The organism is Ectopseudomonas toyotomiensis, from assembly GCF_900115695.1.
Taxonomy (GTDB): domain Bacteria; phylum Pseudomonadota; class Gammaproteobacteria; order Pseudomonadales; family Pseudomonadaceae; genus Aquipseudomonas; species Aquipseudomonas toyotomiensis.
Genome location: NZ_FOXK01000002.1, coordinates 97,798 through 112,660 on the forward strand (window position 1 = coordinate 97,798; position 14,863 = coordinate 112,660).

Annotated in this window: 10 protein-coding genes; 6 read left to right on the forward strand and 4 right to left on the reverse strand. The window is 64.7% G+C overall.

What is annotated here, in order from left to right:
* Positions 1-35 precede the first annotated feature (35 nt).
* The 3 genes from BM186_RS03710 (at position 36) to argA (ending at position 3,917) form a co-directional block, all read left to right on the forward strand.
* Positions 36-1,307 (forward strand): inorganic phosphate transporter, encoded by a 1,272-nt coding sequence (locus BM186_RS03710; RefSeq protein ID WP_072423494.1) that lies wholly within the window; start codon positions 36-38, stop codon positions 1,305-1,307.
* Positions 1,308-1,376: 69 nt separating this feature from the next.
* On the forward strand, positions 1,377-2,543 hold the full coding sequence (gene argE, locus BM186_RS03715) for an acetylornithine deacetylase (protein WP_072423493.1): 1,167 nt from the start codon (positions 1,377-1,379) through the stop codon (positions 2,541-2,543).
* A 75-nt stretch (positions 2,544-2,618) separates the two neighbouring features.
* Positions 2,619-3,917, forward strand: coding sequence for an amino-acid N-acetyltransferase (gene argA / locus BM186_RS03720; protein ID WP_074913576.1), 1,299 nt, complete (start codon positions 2,619-2,621; stop codon positions 3,915-3,917).
* A gap of 100 nt (positions 3,918-4,017) precedes the next feature.
* Here the strand turns inward: argA and rmf are convergent, their stop codons facing one another.
* The 4 genes from rmf to BM186_RS03740 form a co-directional block, all read right to left on the reverse strand.
* Positions 4,018-4,209, reverse strand: a complete 192-nt coding sequence (gene rmf, locus BM186_RS03725; protein ID WP_017678387.1) for a ribosome modulation factor — start codon at positions 4,207-4,209, stop codon at positions 4,018-4,020.
* Between the two features lie 125 nt (positions 4,210-4,334).
* Positions 4,335-5,915, reverse strand: coding sequence for a glutamate--cysteine ligase (gene gshA, locus BM186_RS03730; protein WP_072423491.1), 1,581 nt, complete (start codon positions 5,913-5,915; stop codon positions 4,335-4,337).
* A 102-nt stretch (positions 5,916-6,017) separates the two neighbouring features.
* Positions 6,018-6,404 (reverse strand): PaaI family thioesterase, encoded by a 387-nt coding sequence (locus BM186_RS03735; protein ID WP_072423490.1) that lies wholly within the window; start codon positions 6,402-6,404, stop codon positions 6,018-6,020.
* Positions 6,401-8,728, reverse strand: coding sequence for a Tex family protein (locus BM186_RS03740; protein ID WP_074913577.1), 2,328 nt, complete (start codon positions 8,726-8,728; stop codon positions 6,401-6,403). Before BM186_RS03740 ends, BM186_RS03735 begins: the two co-directional genes overlap by 4 nt.
* Before the next feature lie 201 nt (positions 8,729-8,929).
* Here BM186_RS03740 and ompR point away from each other — a divergent pair, with 201 nt between their 5' ends.
* Genes ompR through BM186_RS03755 form a run of 3 tightly spaced genes read left to right on the forward strand, consistent with a single transcriptional unit; the run spans position 8,930 to position 14,858 of the window.
* The gene (ompR, locus tag BM186_RS03745) at positions 8,930-9,667 is read left to right on the forward strand and encodes an osmolarity response regulator transcription factor OmpR (RefSeq protein WP_021487699.1); all 738 of its coding nucleotides are present in this window, start codon (positions 8,930-8,932) and stop codon (positions 9,665-9,667) included.
* Between the two features lie 7 nt (positions 9,668-9,674).
* Positions 9,675-10,991 carry an ATP-binding protein gene (locus BM186_RS03750; protein ID WP_074913578.1) on the forward strand — a complete coding sequence of 439 codons (1,317 nt, stop codon included), beginning with the start codon at positions 9,675-9,677 and terminating at the stop codon, positions 10,989-10,991.
* Positions 10,992-11,033: 42 nt separating this feature from the next.
* On the forward strand, positions 11,034-14,858 hold the full coding sequence (locus BM186_RS03755; RefSeq protein ID WP_241519873.1) for a bifunctional diguanylate cyclase/phosphodiesterase: 3,825 nt from the start codon (positions 11,034-11,036) through the stop codon (positions 14,856-14,858).
* Positions 14,859-14,863: the final 5 nt, after the last annotated feature.

The window sequence follows — 14,863 nt, forward strand, 5'->3', positions numbered from 1 at the left end:
CAGTGTCCTTTCTGGGATCTACGGAAAACTAATTTATGTCTCTGATTGCGGACTACGGGCTGGTTCTGCTCGTTCTTGCCTGCCTTTTCGGTTTTTTCATGGCCTGGGGTGTTGGAGCCAACGATGTAGCCAATGCTATGGGTACATCCGTTGGCTCGCGTGCACTTACCATCAAGCAGGCGATCATCATCGCCATGGTCTTCGAGTTCGCCGGTGCCTATCTGGCTGGCGGCGAGGTGACCGAAACCATCAAGAACGGCATCGTCGATGCCAACATGATCAGCCCCAATCTGATGGTGCTGGGCATGATGTCGGCGTTGCTGGCAGCCGGTACCTGGCTGCTGGTGGCTTCGACACGTGGCTGGCCGGTATCGACCACACATACCATCGTCGGTGCCGTGATCGGCTTCGCTGCAGTCGGCGTGTCGATGGATGCGGTGCACTGGGGCGGCGTCGGCCCTATCGTCGCCAGTTGGGTGGTTACGCCGCTGCTGGCCGGGATCATCTCCTTCTGCCTGTTCGTCAGCGTGCAGAAACTGATCATCGACACCGATAATCCCTTCCTGAACGCCAAGCGCTACGTACCGCTGTACATGTTCATCACCGGTTTTGTGATCTCGCTGATGACCATGACCAAGGGCCTCAAGCATGTTGGTCTGAACCTTTCCAGCACCGAAGGGTTCCTGCTTTCGGTCGCTATCGGTGTGCTGGTCATGCTCATCGGTATTGCCCTGCTCAGCCGCATCCATGTCGATGTCGAGGCTGACAAGGCCTTCCATTTCTCCAGCGTGGAGAAAGTGTTCGCCATCCTGATGATCTTCACCGCCTGCTCCATGGCATTTGCTCATGGCTCCAACGACGTGGCCAATGCGGTCGGTCCGCTGGCCGCCATCGTCGGCGTGATCCAGAGTGGCGGTGAGCTGGCTGCCGGGGAAAAGTCTCTGGTACCGGGCTGGATTCTGCTGCTGGGTGCACTGGGTATCGTGGTCGGCCTGGCCACCTACGGTTACAAGGTTATCGCCACCATCGGCAAGGAAATCACCGAGCTGACGCCAAGCCGTGGTTTTGCTGCGGAGCTGGCTGCCGCCACCACCGTAGTCAGCGCTTCAGGTCTGGGGCTGCCGGTTTCTACCACCCACACCCTGGTCGGCGCCATTCTCGGTGTTGGCCTGGCACGCGGCATCGGCGCACTGAACCTGGGCATGATCGGCAAGATATTCCTGTCCTGGATCATTACCCTGCCGGCAGGTGCGATCCTGTCGATCATCTTCTTCTTCATCCTGCGCGCGCTGTTCGGCGGGGTTTGATTCCACTTCGGCGGTTTCACCGACAGGACGATGCCCCTATGATGGGGCATCGTTTTTTGGAGATCGCCGATGCCCCTGCCGTCCTTTCAAGAGCAGTTCGCTGCGCTGATCGCTGCGCCATCGGTGAGCTGCACCCAGCCCAATTGGGACCAGAGCAACGCGCCCGTCATCGAGCTGCTCGCTGCCTGGCTGGGTGATCTGGGTTTTGCCTGCGAAACCCAGCAGATCGCTCCGGGCAAATTCAACCTGCTCGCCAGCTATGGCTCCGGCCCTGGCGGTCTGGTGCTGGCCGGGCATAGCGACACCGTGCCCTTCGATGCCGCGCTGTGGCAGACCGACCCACTCAAGCTGACCGAGGTCGGCGACCGCTGGGTGGGCCTCGGCAGTTGCGACATGAAAGGTTTTTTTGCCCTGGCCATCGAAGCCGTGCGGCCGCTGCTCGATCAGCCGTTCAAGCAACCGCTGCTGATCCTTGCCACCTGTGATGAAGAGAGCTCCATGGCCGGCGCTCGCGCCCTGGCCGAGGCCGGCCGGCCGCTTGGCCGTGCTGCGGTGATTGGCGAGCCGACCGGCCTCAAGCCCATCCGCCTGCACAAGGGTGTGATGATGGAGCGCATCGACATTCTCGGCCAGAGCGGCCATTCCTCCGACCCGGCGCTTGGCCGCAGTGCGCTGGAGGCCATGCAGGACGTGATGGGCGAGTTGCGCGGCCTGCGCGCGCAGTGGCAACGCGAGTTCAACAACCCGCAATTCGGCGTGCCGCAACCGACGCTGAATCTTGGCTGCATCCATGGCGGCGATAATCCCAACCGCATCTGCGGCCAGTGCGCGCTGGAGTTCGACCTGCGCCCGTTGCCGGGCATGGACCCGGAGCAACTGCGTGAGGCGATTCGCGGCAAGCTGCAGCCGTTGGCGCTCAAGCATCAGGTGCGCATCGACTACGGCCCGTTGTTCCCGGCCGTACCGCCCTTCGAGCAATCTGCCGATGCCGAGCTGGTGCGCCTGGCCGAGCGTCTGACCGGGCACAGCGCGCAAGCGGTGGCATTTGGCACCGAGGCGCCTTATCTTCAGCAACTTGGCTGCGAGACCCTGGTGCTCGGCCCCGGTGACATCGACTGCGCCCACCAGCCCGGGGAACACCTGGAGCTGGCGCGCATCGAACCCACTGTGGCGCTGCTGCGCCAGTTGATCCAACACTATTGCCTGACGCGGAGTGAAGACGTGCAACGACGATGAGAGCCAGCCCCGAGCCCGCCCTATCGCTCATGGCGGGTTGTACCCGCCCTACGTCTGGACGCTACGGATCTCTACATGCACGACTACGTTACCTGGTTACGCCACGCTTCGCCCTACATCAACGCTCACCGCGACTGCACCTTCGTGGTCATGCTGCCGGGCGAGGGCGTTGCCCACCCGAACTTCGCCAATATCGTCCACGATCTGGTGCTGCTGCACAGCCTCGGCGTGCGCCTGGTGCTGGTACACGGCTCGCGTCCGCAGATCGAGGCGCGCCTAGCTGCTCGTGGCCTGATCCCGCACTACCATCGTGACCTGCGCATTACTGACGCACCGACCCTGGAATGCGTGATCGACGCTGTCGGCCAGTTGCGCATCGCCATCGAAGCGCGCCTGTCGATGGACATGGCCGCCTCGCCGATGCAGGGCTCGCGCCTGCGTCTGACCAGCGGCAACTTCGTCACCGCGCGGCCGATCGGCGTGCTCGACGGCATCGACTATCACCACACCGGCGAAGTGCGGCGTATCGATCGCAAGGGCATCAATCGCCAACTCGACGAGCGCAGCATCGTGCTGCTGTCGCCGCTGGGGTACTCGCCTACCGGGGAGATCTTCAATCTGGCCTGTGAGGACGTCGCTACCCGCGCGGCCATCGACCTGGGTGCGGACAAGCTATTGCTGTTCGGCGCCGAAGACGGTCTGCTCGACGAGCAGGGCAGGTTGGTGCGTGAGCTGCGCCCGCAGCAGGTGCCGGCGCATCTGGCGCGCCTGGGCAGCAATTATCAGGGCGAACTGCTCGATGCCGCAGCCGAGGCCTGCCGTGGCGGCGTCAAACGCAGCCACATCGTCAGCTACGCCACCGATGGCGCGCTGCTCAGCGAGCTGTTCACCCGCACCGGCAACGGCACGCTGGTGGCGCAGGAGCAGTTCGAATCTCTGCGTGAGGCGACCATCGAGGATGTCGGCGGTCTGATCGAGCTGATCAGCCCGCTGGAAGAGCAGGGCATTCTGGTGCGTCGCTCGCGCGAGGTGCTGGAGCGCGAGATCGAGCAGTTCAGCATCGTCGAACGCGAGGGGCTGATCATCGCCTGCGCAGCGCTCTATCCCATCGCCGATTCCGACTGCGGTGAACTGGCCTGCCTGGCGGTCAACCCCGACTACCGTCACGGCGGTCGTGGTGACGAGCTGCTGGAACGGATCGAGGCCAGGGCGCGGGCGCAGGGGATCAAGACCCTGTTCGTACTCACCACCCGCACCGCCCACTGGTTCCGCGAGCGCGGCTTCGAGCCAAGCAGCGTCGAGCGCATGCCCACCGCGCGGGCGTCGCTGTACAACTACCAGCGCAATTCGAAGGTATTCGAGAAGACGTTGTAAGCGAGGGGTATGAATCGCAGCGAACTGTAGGAGCGGATTTATCCGCGAGCTTCGCGGCTGAAGCCGCTCCTACAGAATTGATTCCAATCGCAACTGCTCCTCAGGCGCTGTGCTGCTGCAGGCGCATCTGCTCGAAACCGTCGTCCCAGCCGGCCTCCCAGGCCGCAGCGGGGATTTCGTCAGGGTAGGGCTGGCGCGTTCTGGGCTGGCCAGTAAGGCCGGCCATATAACCTTGCTGGTAGGCCTTGGTCAGGCTCTCCAGGCTCCATTGCGGCGTGGCGTCATCGGCCATGGGCGCTGCTCGTCTATCGTCCTTTACCCGGCAATGCTAGCTGGCCGGGCGGCCAAGGGAGTGGCCGCCCATCCTGGCTTTTGCTCCGCTGGTTGGCTTTGTGACGCAGTCGACGCTTCGCCGCCTTACACGGCCAAAGCCAGAATGCTCGCCTGGTAGGCCGCGACGAAAGCATCGAAATCACCCTTGGGCTGCGCTTCAAGCTCTGCCTGCGCGGCCAGCGAGTCGTGGGCGGCCTGTTCGAAGGCTTGCTGCTGCTGCGTGCTGAGCGGTTGCCCGCGGAAGTATTCGGCGTGGCGCAGGCTCTGCTGCAGGGCGAACTCGGTGAAGCTCTTGCCCTGACGCAGAATCGCCAGTACCTGGGCTGATGGCGTCATTTCCACATCCGCGACCTTGGCTTGCTGTTGCGCCAACGCCTCGATATGCACGCTGCTGCCCTGGCTGCGATCGAGCAGTTCGGCCAGCGGCAGGATGCGTTCGAGCAGTTCGCTGGCCCAGACCTTGAGTTCCACCTGCTGCTTGCCTCTGTGCAGGTGCAGCCCGGGACGACGCCCCTCCTTGACCACCTTGAGGAAGTTGCTGGTGCAGCTACTGCACTCGCCGTTTTCCAGCAGAGGGCTGTCCTCCAGTGCACAGAACAGCAGGAAGGCGTCGATGAAGCGCGCCTGCGCCACATCGATGCCCAGCGGCAAGAAGGGGTTGATGTCCAGGCAGCGCACTTCCACGTACTGCACGCCGCGGCTCATCAGCGCCTGGATAGGGCGCTCGCCGCTGTAGGTGACGCGTTTCGGGCGGATGCTCGAGTAGTACTCGTTCTCGATCTGCAGGATGTTGGTATTCAGCTGCAGCCACTCGTCGCCGCGCTTGATGCCGGCTTCGACATAGGCCGGGTAGGGCGTGCCGACTGCCAGGCGCAGGCTGTCGGTGTAGCTGGCCAGGTCGTTGTAGCAGGGGGTCAGGCCGGACTGCGCGCTGCTCTGGTAGCCCAGGTCGCTCATGCGCAGGCTGGTGGCGTAGGGCAGGTACAGGGTGCTGGCGTCCAGTTCCTGAAGGTGGTGCGGACGGCCACGCATGAAGCCCTTGTCCAGCGCCGGCGAGGCACCGAACAGGTACATCAGCAGCCAGCTGTAGCGACGGAAGTTGCGGATCAGCGCGATATAGCGCGCCGACTGATAGTCACGCGCACTCTGCTCGCTGCCTTCGCTGTGCTGTTGCAGCTGCCACAGCCTCTCGGGCAGGGAGAAGTTGTAATGGATGCCGGCGATGCACTGCATGGTCTTGCCGTAACGCAGCGCCAGGCCCTTGCGATACACGTACTTGAGGCGGCCAATGTTGGAGCTGCCGTAGCGGGCGATGGGAATGGTCTCCTCGTCCGGCAGGGCGCAGGGCATCGACGGGCTCCACAGCAGTTCGCCATCGAGCTTTTCGTAGGCGAAGCGGTGGATGCTGTCCAGTTCGGCGAGGGTGGCGGCTGGATCATTGGCGGTGCCGGTGATGAACTCCAGCAGCGACTCGGAATAGTCGGTGGTGATCTGCGCATGGGTCAGCGCCGAGCCCAGGGCCTGCGGGTGCGGGGTCAGGGCCAGTTGGCCATCGCGGTCGACGCGTAGGCATTCGCGCTCGATGCCGTGCAGACACTCACCCAGCAGGGACAGGTTGGCCGGCTCGCCGAGCTGAGCCAGGCGGCGGGAGAGAAGATCGCTCAAGATGCAATTCCTAACTGGGCAGTCGCCACAATATGGGGATCGCCCCTGCACTCTGCAAGGGGCGAACGGTTTGCCAGATTAGACCAGGCCGAGCGTGGGCGATTACACGCAGGCGAAGGTGCCTTGCGCCTTGGCGACCAGCTTGTCGCCCTGCAGCACTTCGGCTTCCACCACCTGAGTGCGGCGACCGGCGTGCAGCACCTTGGCGTGGCACAGCACGTTGCCCTCGGATACCGGGCGGATGTAGTTGATCTTGCACTCCAGGGTCACGCTGCTCGGGCCGCCATCGCCCAGGCTATGGCTGGCCTGACCCATGGCGGTGTCGATCAGCGAGAACAGCGCGCCACCGTGCAGCTTGCCGTGCAGGTTGCGCAGCTCGTCGGTGAGAGTCAGGCGCACGCGCGCCTCGCCGCCGCCGACCTGGAGAATCTCCAGGCCGAGCAGGCGGGAAAAGGCGCTGCTGGCGCCCACGTTGTCAGTCGTGCTCATTTCTTCAACTGCTTGGCGTTGGCGAACAGGGCGGCCATGCCGCCGGTGGCAGGTGCCGGTTTGTCCTGGCTGGAATGGCGTTCGCTGCGTGGGGTATTGCCGCCGCGGTTGCCACCGCGCGACTGGCCGCCACGCGCGCCCTCGACTTTCTCGCCGGGGGTGTCGCCCATGCGCATGGACAGGGCGATACGGTTACGCGGGATGTCCACCTCCATCACCTTGACCTTGACCACGTCGCCGGCCTTGACCGCCTCGTGCGGGTCCTTGATGAACTTCTCCGACAATGCGCTGATGTGCACCAGACCGTCCTGGTGCACGCCGATATCGACGAAGGCGCCGAAGTTGGTGACATTGGTCACCACGCCTTCGAGCACCATGCCCAGCTTGAGGTCATTGAGGGTTTCCACGCCTTCCTGGAACTCGGCGGTCTTGAACTCCGGACGCGGGTCGCGGCCGGGCTTGTCCAGTTCCTTGAGAATGTCGCCGACGGTGACCAGGCCGAAGCGCTCATCGGTGAACTTGGCCGGATCGAGGCGCTTGAGGAAGCTCGAATCGCCGATCAGCGAGCGAATGTCGCGGCCGGTGTCCTGGGCGATGCGCTCGACCAGCGGGTAGGTTTCCGGGTGCACCGCGGAGGCGTCCAGCGGGTTGTCGCCGCTCATCACGCGGAGGAAGCCAGCAGCCTGTTCGAAGGTCTTGTCGCCCAGGCGCGGCACCTTCTTCAGTTCGGCGCGCGAGGCGAAGGCGCCGTTGGCGTCGCGGTACTGCACGATGTTCTGCGCCAGGGTGGCGTTGAGGCCGGAGATGCGTGCCAGCAGGGCGGCAGAGGCGGTGTTGACGTCCACGCCGACGGCGTTCACGCAGTCCTCGACCACGGCGTCCAGGCTGCGCGCCAACTTGAGCTGCGACACGTCGTGCTGGTACTGGCCGACGCCGATGGATTTCGGGTCGATCTTCACCAGTTCGGCCAGCGGGTCCTGCAGGCGACGGGCGATGCTTACTGCGCCGCGCAGGGACACGTCGAGATCGGGGAATTCACGGGCGGCCAGCTCCGACGCCGAGTACACCGAGGCACCGGCCTCGGAGACCATCACCTTGGTCAGTTTCAGGCCCGGTACTTTCTTGATCAGCTCGGCGGCCAGCTTGTCGGTCTCACGGCTGGCGGTGCCGTTGCCGATGGAGATCAGGTCGACGCCATGCTTGGCGCACAGCTTGGCGAGGATGGCCAGGGTGCCGTCCCAGTCGTTGCGCGGCGCGTGCGGGTAGACGGTGGCGGTTTCCAGCACCTTACCGGTGGCATCGACCACGGCCACCTTGCAGCCGGTGCGCAGGCCCGGGTCGAGCGCCAGGGTGGCGCGGGGGCCGGCCGGTGCGGCCAGCAGCAGGTCATGCAGGTTGCGGGCGAACACGGCAATCGCCTCGTCCTCGGCCTTTTCGCGCAGCTCGCCGAGCAGGTCGGTTTCCAGGTGGTTGTACAGCTTGACCTTCCAGGTCCAGCGCACCACCTCGGCCAGCCATTTGTCGGCGGCACGGCCTTGTGCGCTGATGCCGAAGCGCTCGCCGATCATCAACTCGCACGGATGCATGGTGCCGGGCAGTTCTTCGCCGACCTTGAGGCTGGCGCTGAGAATACCTTCGTTGCGACCACGGAAGATCGCCAGCGCACGGTGCGACGGCACGCCCTTGAGCGCTTCGTCGTGCTCGAAGTAATCGCTGAACTTGGCGCCTTCGTTTTCCTTGCCTGGCACCAGGCGAGCGCTGAGGGTGGCGTTGTCCTTGAGGAAGCTGCGCAGCTTGTCGAGCAGCGCAGCGTCTTCGGCGAAGCGCTCCATGAGGATGTACTTGGCACCTTCGAGCACGGCCTTCACATCCGCGAAGCCCTTCTCGGCGTCGATGAAGCGCTCGGCTTCCGGCTCCGGAGTCAGGCTCGGATCGTTGAACAGCGCATCGGCCAGCTCGCCAAGACCCGCTTCCAGGGCGATCTGGCCTTTGGTGCGGCGCTTCTGCTTGTACGGCAGGTACAGGTCTTCGAGACGGGTCTTGGTGTCGGCGAGGTCGATCTCGCGCTTGAGCTCGGGCGTCAGCTTGCCCTGTTCCTCGATGCTGGCGAGGATTGCCACGCGACGCTCGTCCAGTTCGCGCAGGTAGCGCAGGCGCTCTTCCAGGTGGCGCAGCTGGGTGTCGTCGAGGCTACCGGTCACTTCTTTACGGTAACGGGCGATGAAGGGCACGGTGGAGCCTTCATCGAGCAGGGCCACGGCGGCGGCAACCTGTTGCGGGCGCACGCCCAGTTCATCGGCGATGCGGTTGTTGATGCTGTCCATATAAAAACTACCCACTGAAGCGACAGGGCGGCCGCAAAGATGCTGGCCAGACACGAAAGCGGCGCATTATAAACACCGCATTCGCGAGAGCTGCGAACCGTTGGGGAAAAATCTGCTAACAATGGCTAAAGCGCCCACCCATGCGCCTGAGCGATAATGCCGCCACTTGCCGTCCTCAGTACGGCTGTCCAAGGAGACGCCATGACCCAGTCCGCTGCCCCTGTCGCCGAAGGCGAGAAGATCCTCATCGTCGATGACGACGCCCGTCTGCGCCGCTTGCTCGAGCGCTTCTTCGATGAGCAGGGCTACCGGGTTCGCGCAGTGGAAAACGTCGAGCAGATGGATCGTCTGCTGGCGCGCGAACTGTTCAATCTGGTGGTGCTGGACCTGATGTTGCCGGGCGAAGACGGTCTCTCTGCTTGCCGCCGCTTGCGTGAAGCCGGCAACCAGATGCCGATCATCATGCTCACCGCCAAGGGCGATGAGTCCAGTCGTATCCAGGGCCTGGAGCTGGGTGCTGACGACTACCTGGCCAAACCCTTCAACCCGCGCGAGCTGCTGGCGCGGATCAAGGCGGTGCTGCGTCGTCAGGCACCGGTGGTGCCGGGTGCGCCGGGCAGCGAAGACGAGAGCGTCAGCTTCGGCGAATACGAACTTTCCCTGGCCACTCGCGAGCTGAAGAAGGGTGAGCAGGTGCACATGCTCACCACCGGCGAGTTCGCCGTGCTCAAGGCGCTGGTGCAACATGCGCGCGAGCCGCTGACTCGCGACAAGCTGATGAACCTGGCCCGTGGCCGCGAGTGGGATGCGCTGGAGCGCTCCATCGATGTGCAGATCAGCCGCCTGCGCCGCCTGATCGAGCCGGACCCGTCCAAGCCGCGCTATATCCAGACTGTCTGGGGTGTGGGCTACGTGTTCGTTCCCGACGGCAACAAGTGATGCGCGTGTGAAGGCTCCCGTCTGGTTCCCGCAAAGCTTCTTCGCCCGCACCCTCTGGCTGGTGCTCGTTGTCGTGCTGTTCTCCAAGGCGCTGACCCTGGTGTATCTGATGATGAACGAGGACGTGCTGGTCGACCGCCAGTACAGCCACGGTGCGGCGCTGACCCTGCGCGCCTACTGGGCAGCCAATCCCGATGATCGCGACCATATCGCCCAGGCCGCCGGGCTCAAGCGCATCCCGCGGGACAAGGTGCCGGCCAGTGAGCAGCACTGGCCCTACAGCGAGATCTTCCAGCGGCAGATGCAAACCGAGCTCGGCCCCGATACCGAAACCCGCGTGCGCGCGACCACGCCGCCAGCGCTGTGGGTGCGGGCGCCGAGTCTCGGCGATGGCTGGGTGCGGGTACCGATGTATCCGCATCCGCTGCGCGGCCAGCGTATCTGGAGCGTGCTCGGCTGGTTCCTGGGTATCGGCCTGCTGTCCACGGCTGCCGCCTGGATCTTCGTGCGCCAGCTCAATGCGCCGCTCAAGCGCCTGGTCTATGCCGCTCGCCAGCTAGGCCAGGGGCGCAGCGTGCGCCTGCCGGTGGGTGATACGCCAAGCGAGATGACCGAGGTGTACCGCGCTTTCAACCAGATGGCCGAGGACGTCGAACAGGCCGGGCGCGAACGCGAACTGATGCTGGCCGGTGTTTCTCATGATCTGCGCACGCCGCTGACTCGCCTGCGGCTGGCCCTGGAGTTCATGGATAGCGACACCGAGCTGACCGACGACATGGTGCGCGATATCGAGGACATGGACGCCATCCTCGATCAGTTCCTCGCCTTCATCCGTGACGGGCGCGACGAGCCGGTGGAGGAGCTGGACTTCTCCGAACTGGTGCGCGAAACCCTGGCCCCCTACAACCAGAACGGCGAGCGCGTGCGGCTGTGTCTTGAGCCGATCCCGCCTTTCCCGCTGCGCCGCGTCTCGACCAAGCGTCTGCTGACCAATCTGGTGGAGAACGCCCTCAATCACGGCGGTGGTGATGCCGTCGAGGTGGTCGCCAGCCTGGCCGGCGACCACAACGCGCCTTATGTGGTGCTGAGCGTGCTGGACCGTGGCAACGGTATCGATCCGGCCGAGCTGGACAGCATTTTCAACCCCTTCATTCGTGGGGATCGGGCGCGTGGCGGGCGTGGCACCGGCCTCGGCCTGGCCATCGTCAAGCGCATCGCGGCGCTGCATGGTGGCAGTGTCGAGCTGCGCAATCGCAGCGGTGGCGGTCTTGAGGCACGGGTGCGCCTGCCGCTCGGCCTGCTGTTGCCGCGCGACGCGGTGTAGCTGACGACCGACCGTCCTGGCGGCGGTCTGGGTGCTGGCAATATGCTGCCAAGCGCTCTGGCGCTGGGCTATGCTGTGCCAGCGCATCAATTCGAGGCCTGCATGCCCGCCGCCTTCCCCGACCGCTTGCCCAACTGGACCTGGTGGCTGCCGCTGCCGATTTTCCATCTGGCAACCTGGATTTCCCTGGCGACCCGTCTGAGTGACGGGGTGGCGTTGTGTTACCTGCCCTTGGTGCTCGGCCTTGCCCTGTGCCTGTGGTGGGGACCGCGGGTGCTGCCTGCGTTGTATCTCAATGCCCTGGTCAGTGTGCCGCTGTGGGGCCTGCCCTGGGCGTGGGCGCCGCTCTATGCCCTGCCGGAAACCGCCGCCGTTGCCCTGGGCTGGTGGCTGTTGCGGCGTCAGCCTTTCGATCCTGCCCTGGGACGCTTGAGTGATCTGCTCCGATTCCTTGCCTTCGCTGTGTTGATGCCGAGCGCCCTGGTGGCGCTCGGCTTGCAAAGCAACCTCTGGCTGACCGGTTTCCAGGTCAGCGAGCAGTGGGCGCAGGCCAGCCTGGCGATCTGGCTGGGCGACACCATCAATATGCTCGCTCTGACGGCGCCTTTGCTGGCGTACGGTACCCCGCTGCTGCGGGCGCGCGGTTGGACCCGCGAGCCGCTGGCAGATAGCGCGCCGACGTTGAACATCAGTCGCTCGCCAGGTGGTTGGTTGTTGGCGACAGGTGTATTTCTGGTACTGATGCTGCTCAGCGCCAGCCTGCCAGCTCAGTTCGCCCTGCCGCTGCTTGGTCTGAGCATGTTGGTCCTGGCGCTACGACACGCCTTTGCCGGTGCTCTGTATGGCGTGCTGCTGGTGTACGCCGCGACTCTGCCGCTACCGCTGCTGCGCGGCAGCCTGAGCTTTGGCGAGCTGGATCTGCAGCGTAGCCAACTGCACTTCGCCGTCATGCTGCTGATGGGCGCCACCTTGCTGGTGGGGCGTGCGCTTAGCGATCTGCGCCAGGCGCTGTCACGCAGTGCGCAGATTCAGCAGCAGCTGGCTCGCGCCAACCTGGCGATGGAGGCCAGCCCGCTGGGTGTGACCATCGCCGATGCGCGCCAGCAAGACATGCCATTGGTCTACTGCAATGCCGCATTCAGCCAGATAACCGGCTACAGCGCCGAGGAGGTGCTGGGGCGTAACTGTCGCTTCCTGCTCGGCCAGGATCGCGCCCAACTGGAGTTGCAGCAGTTGCGCCGAGCCCTGCGAGAGGGGCGCAGCGGCCACGCGGTGGTGCGCAACTATCGCAAGGACGGTAGGCCGTTCTGGAACGAGGTGGTGTTGGCGCCAATGCGCGACGGGGAGGGCATCAGCCATTTTGTCGGGCTGCAGCATGATGTCACCGAGCGTGTCGAGCTGGCGGCCAAGGTCGAGCTGCAGCGTGCGCAATTACTGCGTCAGAGCCATCTGTTCAGCCAGACCGAAGACATCGCCAACCTGGGTGGCTGGGTGCTGGAGATCAGCGACTACGGCATGTTCTGGAGCGATGGCTGCTACCGCATCGTCGAACGCGACATTCATCTTGGGCCACCGAATCTCGAGCAGGCGCTGCATTACTTCGACACGCCGAGCCAGACGCTGATCATGCAGACCCTGCAGGCAGCCTTGAGCGGGATGGATGATCTGGATATCGAGGTGCGCCTGGCCGCGCGTCTGGGCGGACGCCTGGTGCGCCTGCGTGGCATGGCCGAGCGCAATCAGGACGGTAGCCTGGTGCGCATCTATGGCGTGGTGCAGGACATCAGCGAGCGCAAACGCACCGAGTCGCAACTGCGCGAGCGTGACGAGCGGCTGCGCCTGTTCTTCGAGGCGCCGCTGATCGGCATGGCACTGACCACCCAGAGCTTTGGCTGGGAGGAGGTCAACCAGAAGCTGTGCAGCATCCTCGGCCGCAGTCGAGACGCATTGCTCGCCTGCAGTTGGCAGCAGCTGTCGCACCCGGACGATCTGCCGATCGAGCAGGCCCATGTGGAGCAGGTGCTGCTGGGTAGCAGCGATGGCTTCGAGATGGACAAGCGCTTTCTGCGTGCCGATGGCTTGGTGGTCTTCACCCGTGTCAGCCTGCGCGCCGTGCGCGGCGGTGGTGGCCGGCAGACGCTGTTCCTGCTGCTGGTCGAGGACATCAGTGCGCGGCGTGAGGCCGAGGCGCGCTACCGAACACTGGTCGAGCACGCGCCCGAGGCGATCTTGCTGTTCGACCCCGAAGGCGGCATCGTCGAGTGCAATGAGAACGCCCTGCGTCTGTTTCGTTATCGCCGCGATGAGCTGCTCGGTCGCTCGATTCAAAGCATCAGCCCGCTGCGCCAGGCCGATGGTCGCTCGTCCTCCCGCGCCGGCAAGGCCTTCCTGCGCCGCGCCATTGCCGGTGAAGCGCCGGTATTCGAATGGAACCATCGCGACAGTGGAGGTCGCCAGCTGCCCTGCGAGGTGCGCCTGGTGCGCATGCCGGGGGAGAGTCTGCTGATTCGCGCCAGCGTCACCGATATCTCCGAACGTCAGCGCTACCAGCGCGAGATCGAGCGCCTGGCCTACAGCGACGAACTGACCGGCCTGCCCAATCGCCGCCTGTTGCTCGATCGTCTGCAGCACGCCATGGACCGGGAGAATCGCGAGGGCAGCCTGGGCGCGCTGCTGTTCATCGATCTGGATCATTTCAAGACGGTCAACGACAGCCTGGGCCATTTGGTTGGCGACGCCCTGCTGGTCGAGGTGACCACACGCCTGGCTCGTGAGCTGCGCACTGAAGACACCCTGGCGCGTCTCGGCGGTGACGAGTTCGTGGTGCTGCTCGAAGCTCTGGGCCATGAGCCGCAAGCGGTTGCCGAGCAGGCCGCAGCAGTGGGTGAGAAATTGCTGCGCGGCCTGCATGGCAGTTGCCTGATCGACGGTCATGAGCTGGCGATCAGTGCCAGTATCGGCATCGCCCTGCACCCGTTGGGCCTGCAACAGGCCTCGGACATTCTCAAGCAGGCCGATACCGCCATGTACCGGGCCAAGCATGCCGGGCGCAACGCCCTACATTTCTTCGCCCCGGAGATGCAGGTTGCCATCGACCAACGGCTGCAGTTGCAGAGCGAGCTGCGTCAGGCCATCGCGCGTCAGCAACTGCAGCTGGTGTTCCAGCCGCAACTGATGCTGGCTGACAACAGCGTGGCGGGCGCCGAGGTGTTGCTGCGCTGGATGCACCCCGAGCGTGGTGAGATCGGTCCGGACCAGTTCATCCCACTGGCCGAGGAAACCGGGCTGATCCAGGACATTGGCCAGTGGGTGCTGGAGCAGGCCTGTGCGGCGCTGGCGCGATGGCAGGGGCAATGGCCGCAACTGGTGCTGGCGGTCAATCTCAGCCCGCGTGAACTGCGTCAGGCTGGCTGCGTGGAGCGTGTCGAGCAGTGCCTGCGTGATCACGCCGTGCCGGCCCAGTCCCTGGAGCTGGAAATCACCGAGGGCGTGCTGCTCGAAGATGTCGAGCGCTGCATCGGCAACATGCAGCAACTCAAGGCGCGGGGCGTGCGCTTCGCCATCGACGACTTCGGTACCGGCTACTCGTCGCTCACTTACCTCAAACGTCTGCCGCTGGACCGGCTGAAGATCGACCGCAGCTTCGTCGCCGATCTCGACGGCGAAGCGAGTGGGCGCATGCTGGTGCAGACCATCCTGATGATCGCGCGCAACCTGGGCCTGGAGTGCGTGGCCGAAGGTATCGAACACGACAGCCAGCTGGCGCTGCTGCGTGAGCAGGGCTGTGCCTTGGGCCAGGGTTATCTGTTCGGGCGGCCGATGACCGAAGCGGAGTTTCTTGCCTGGATACAGGCTCGTCAGCGCTGAGCCGG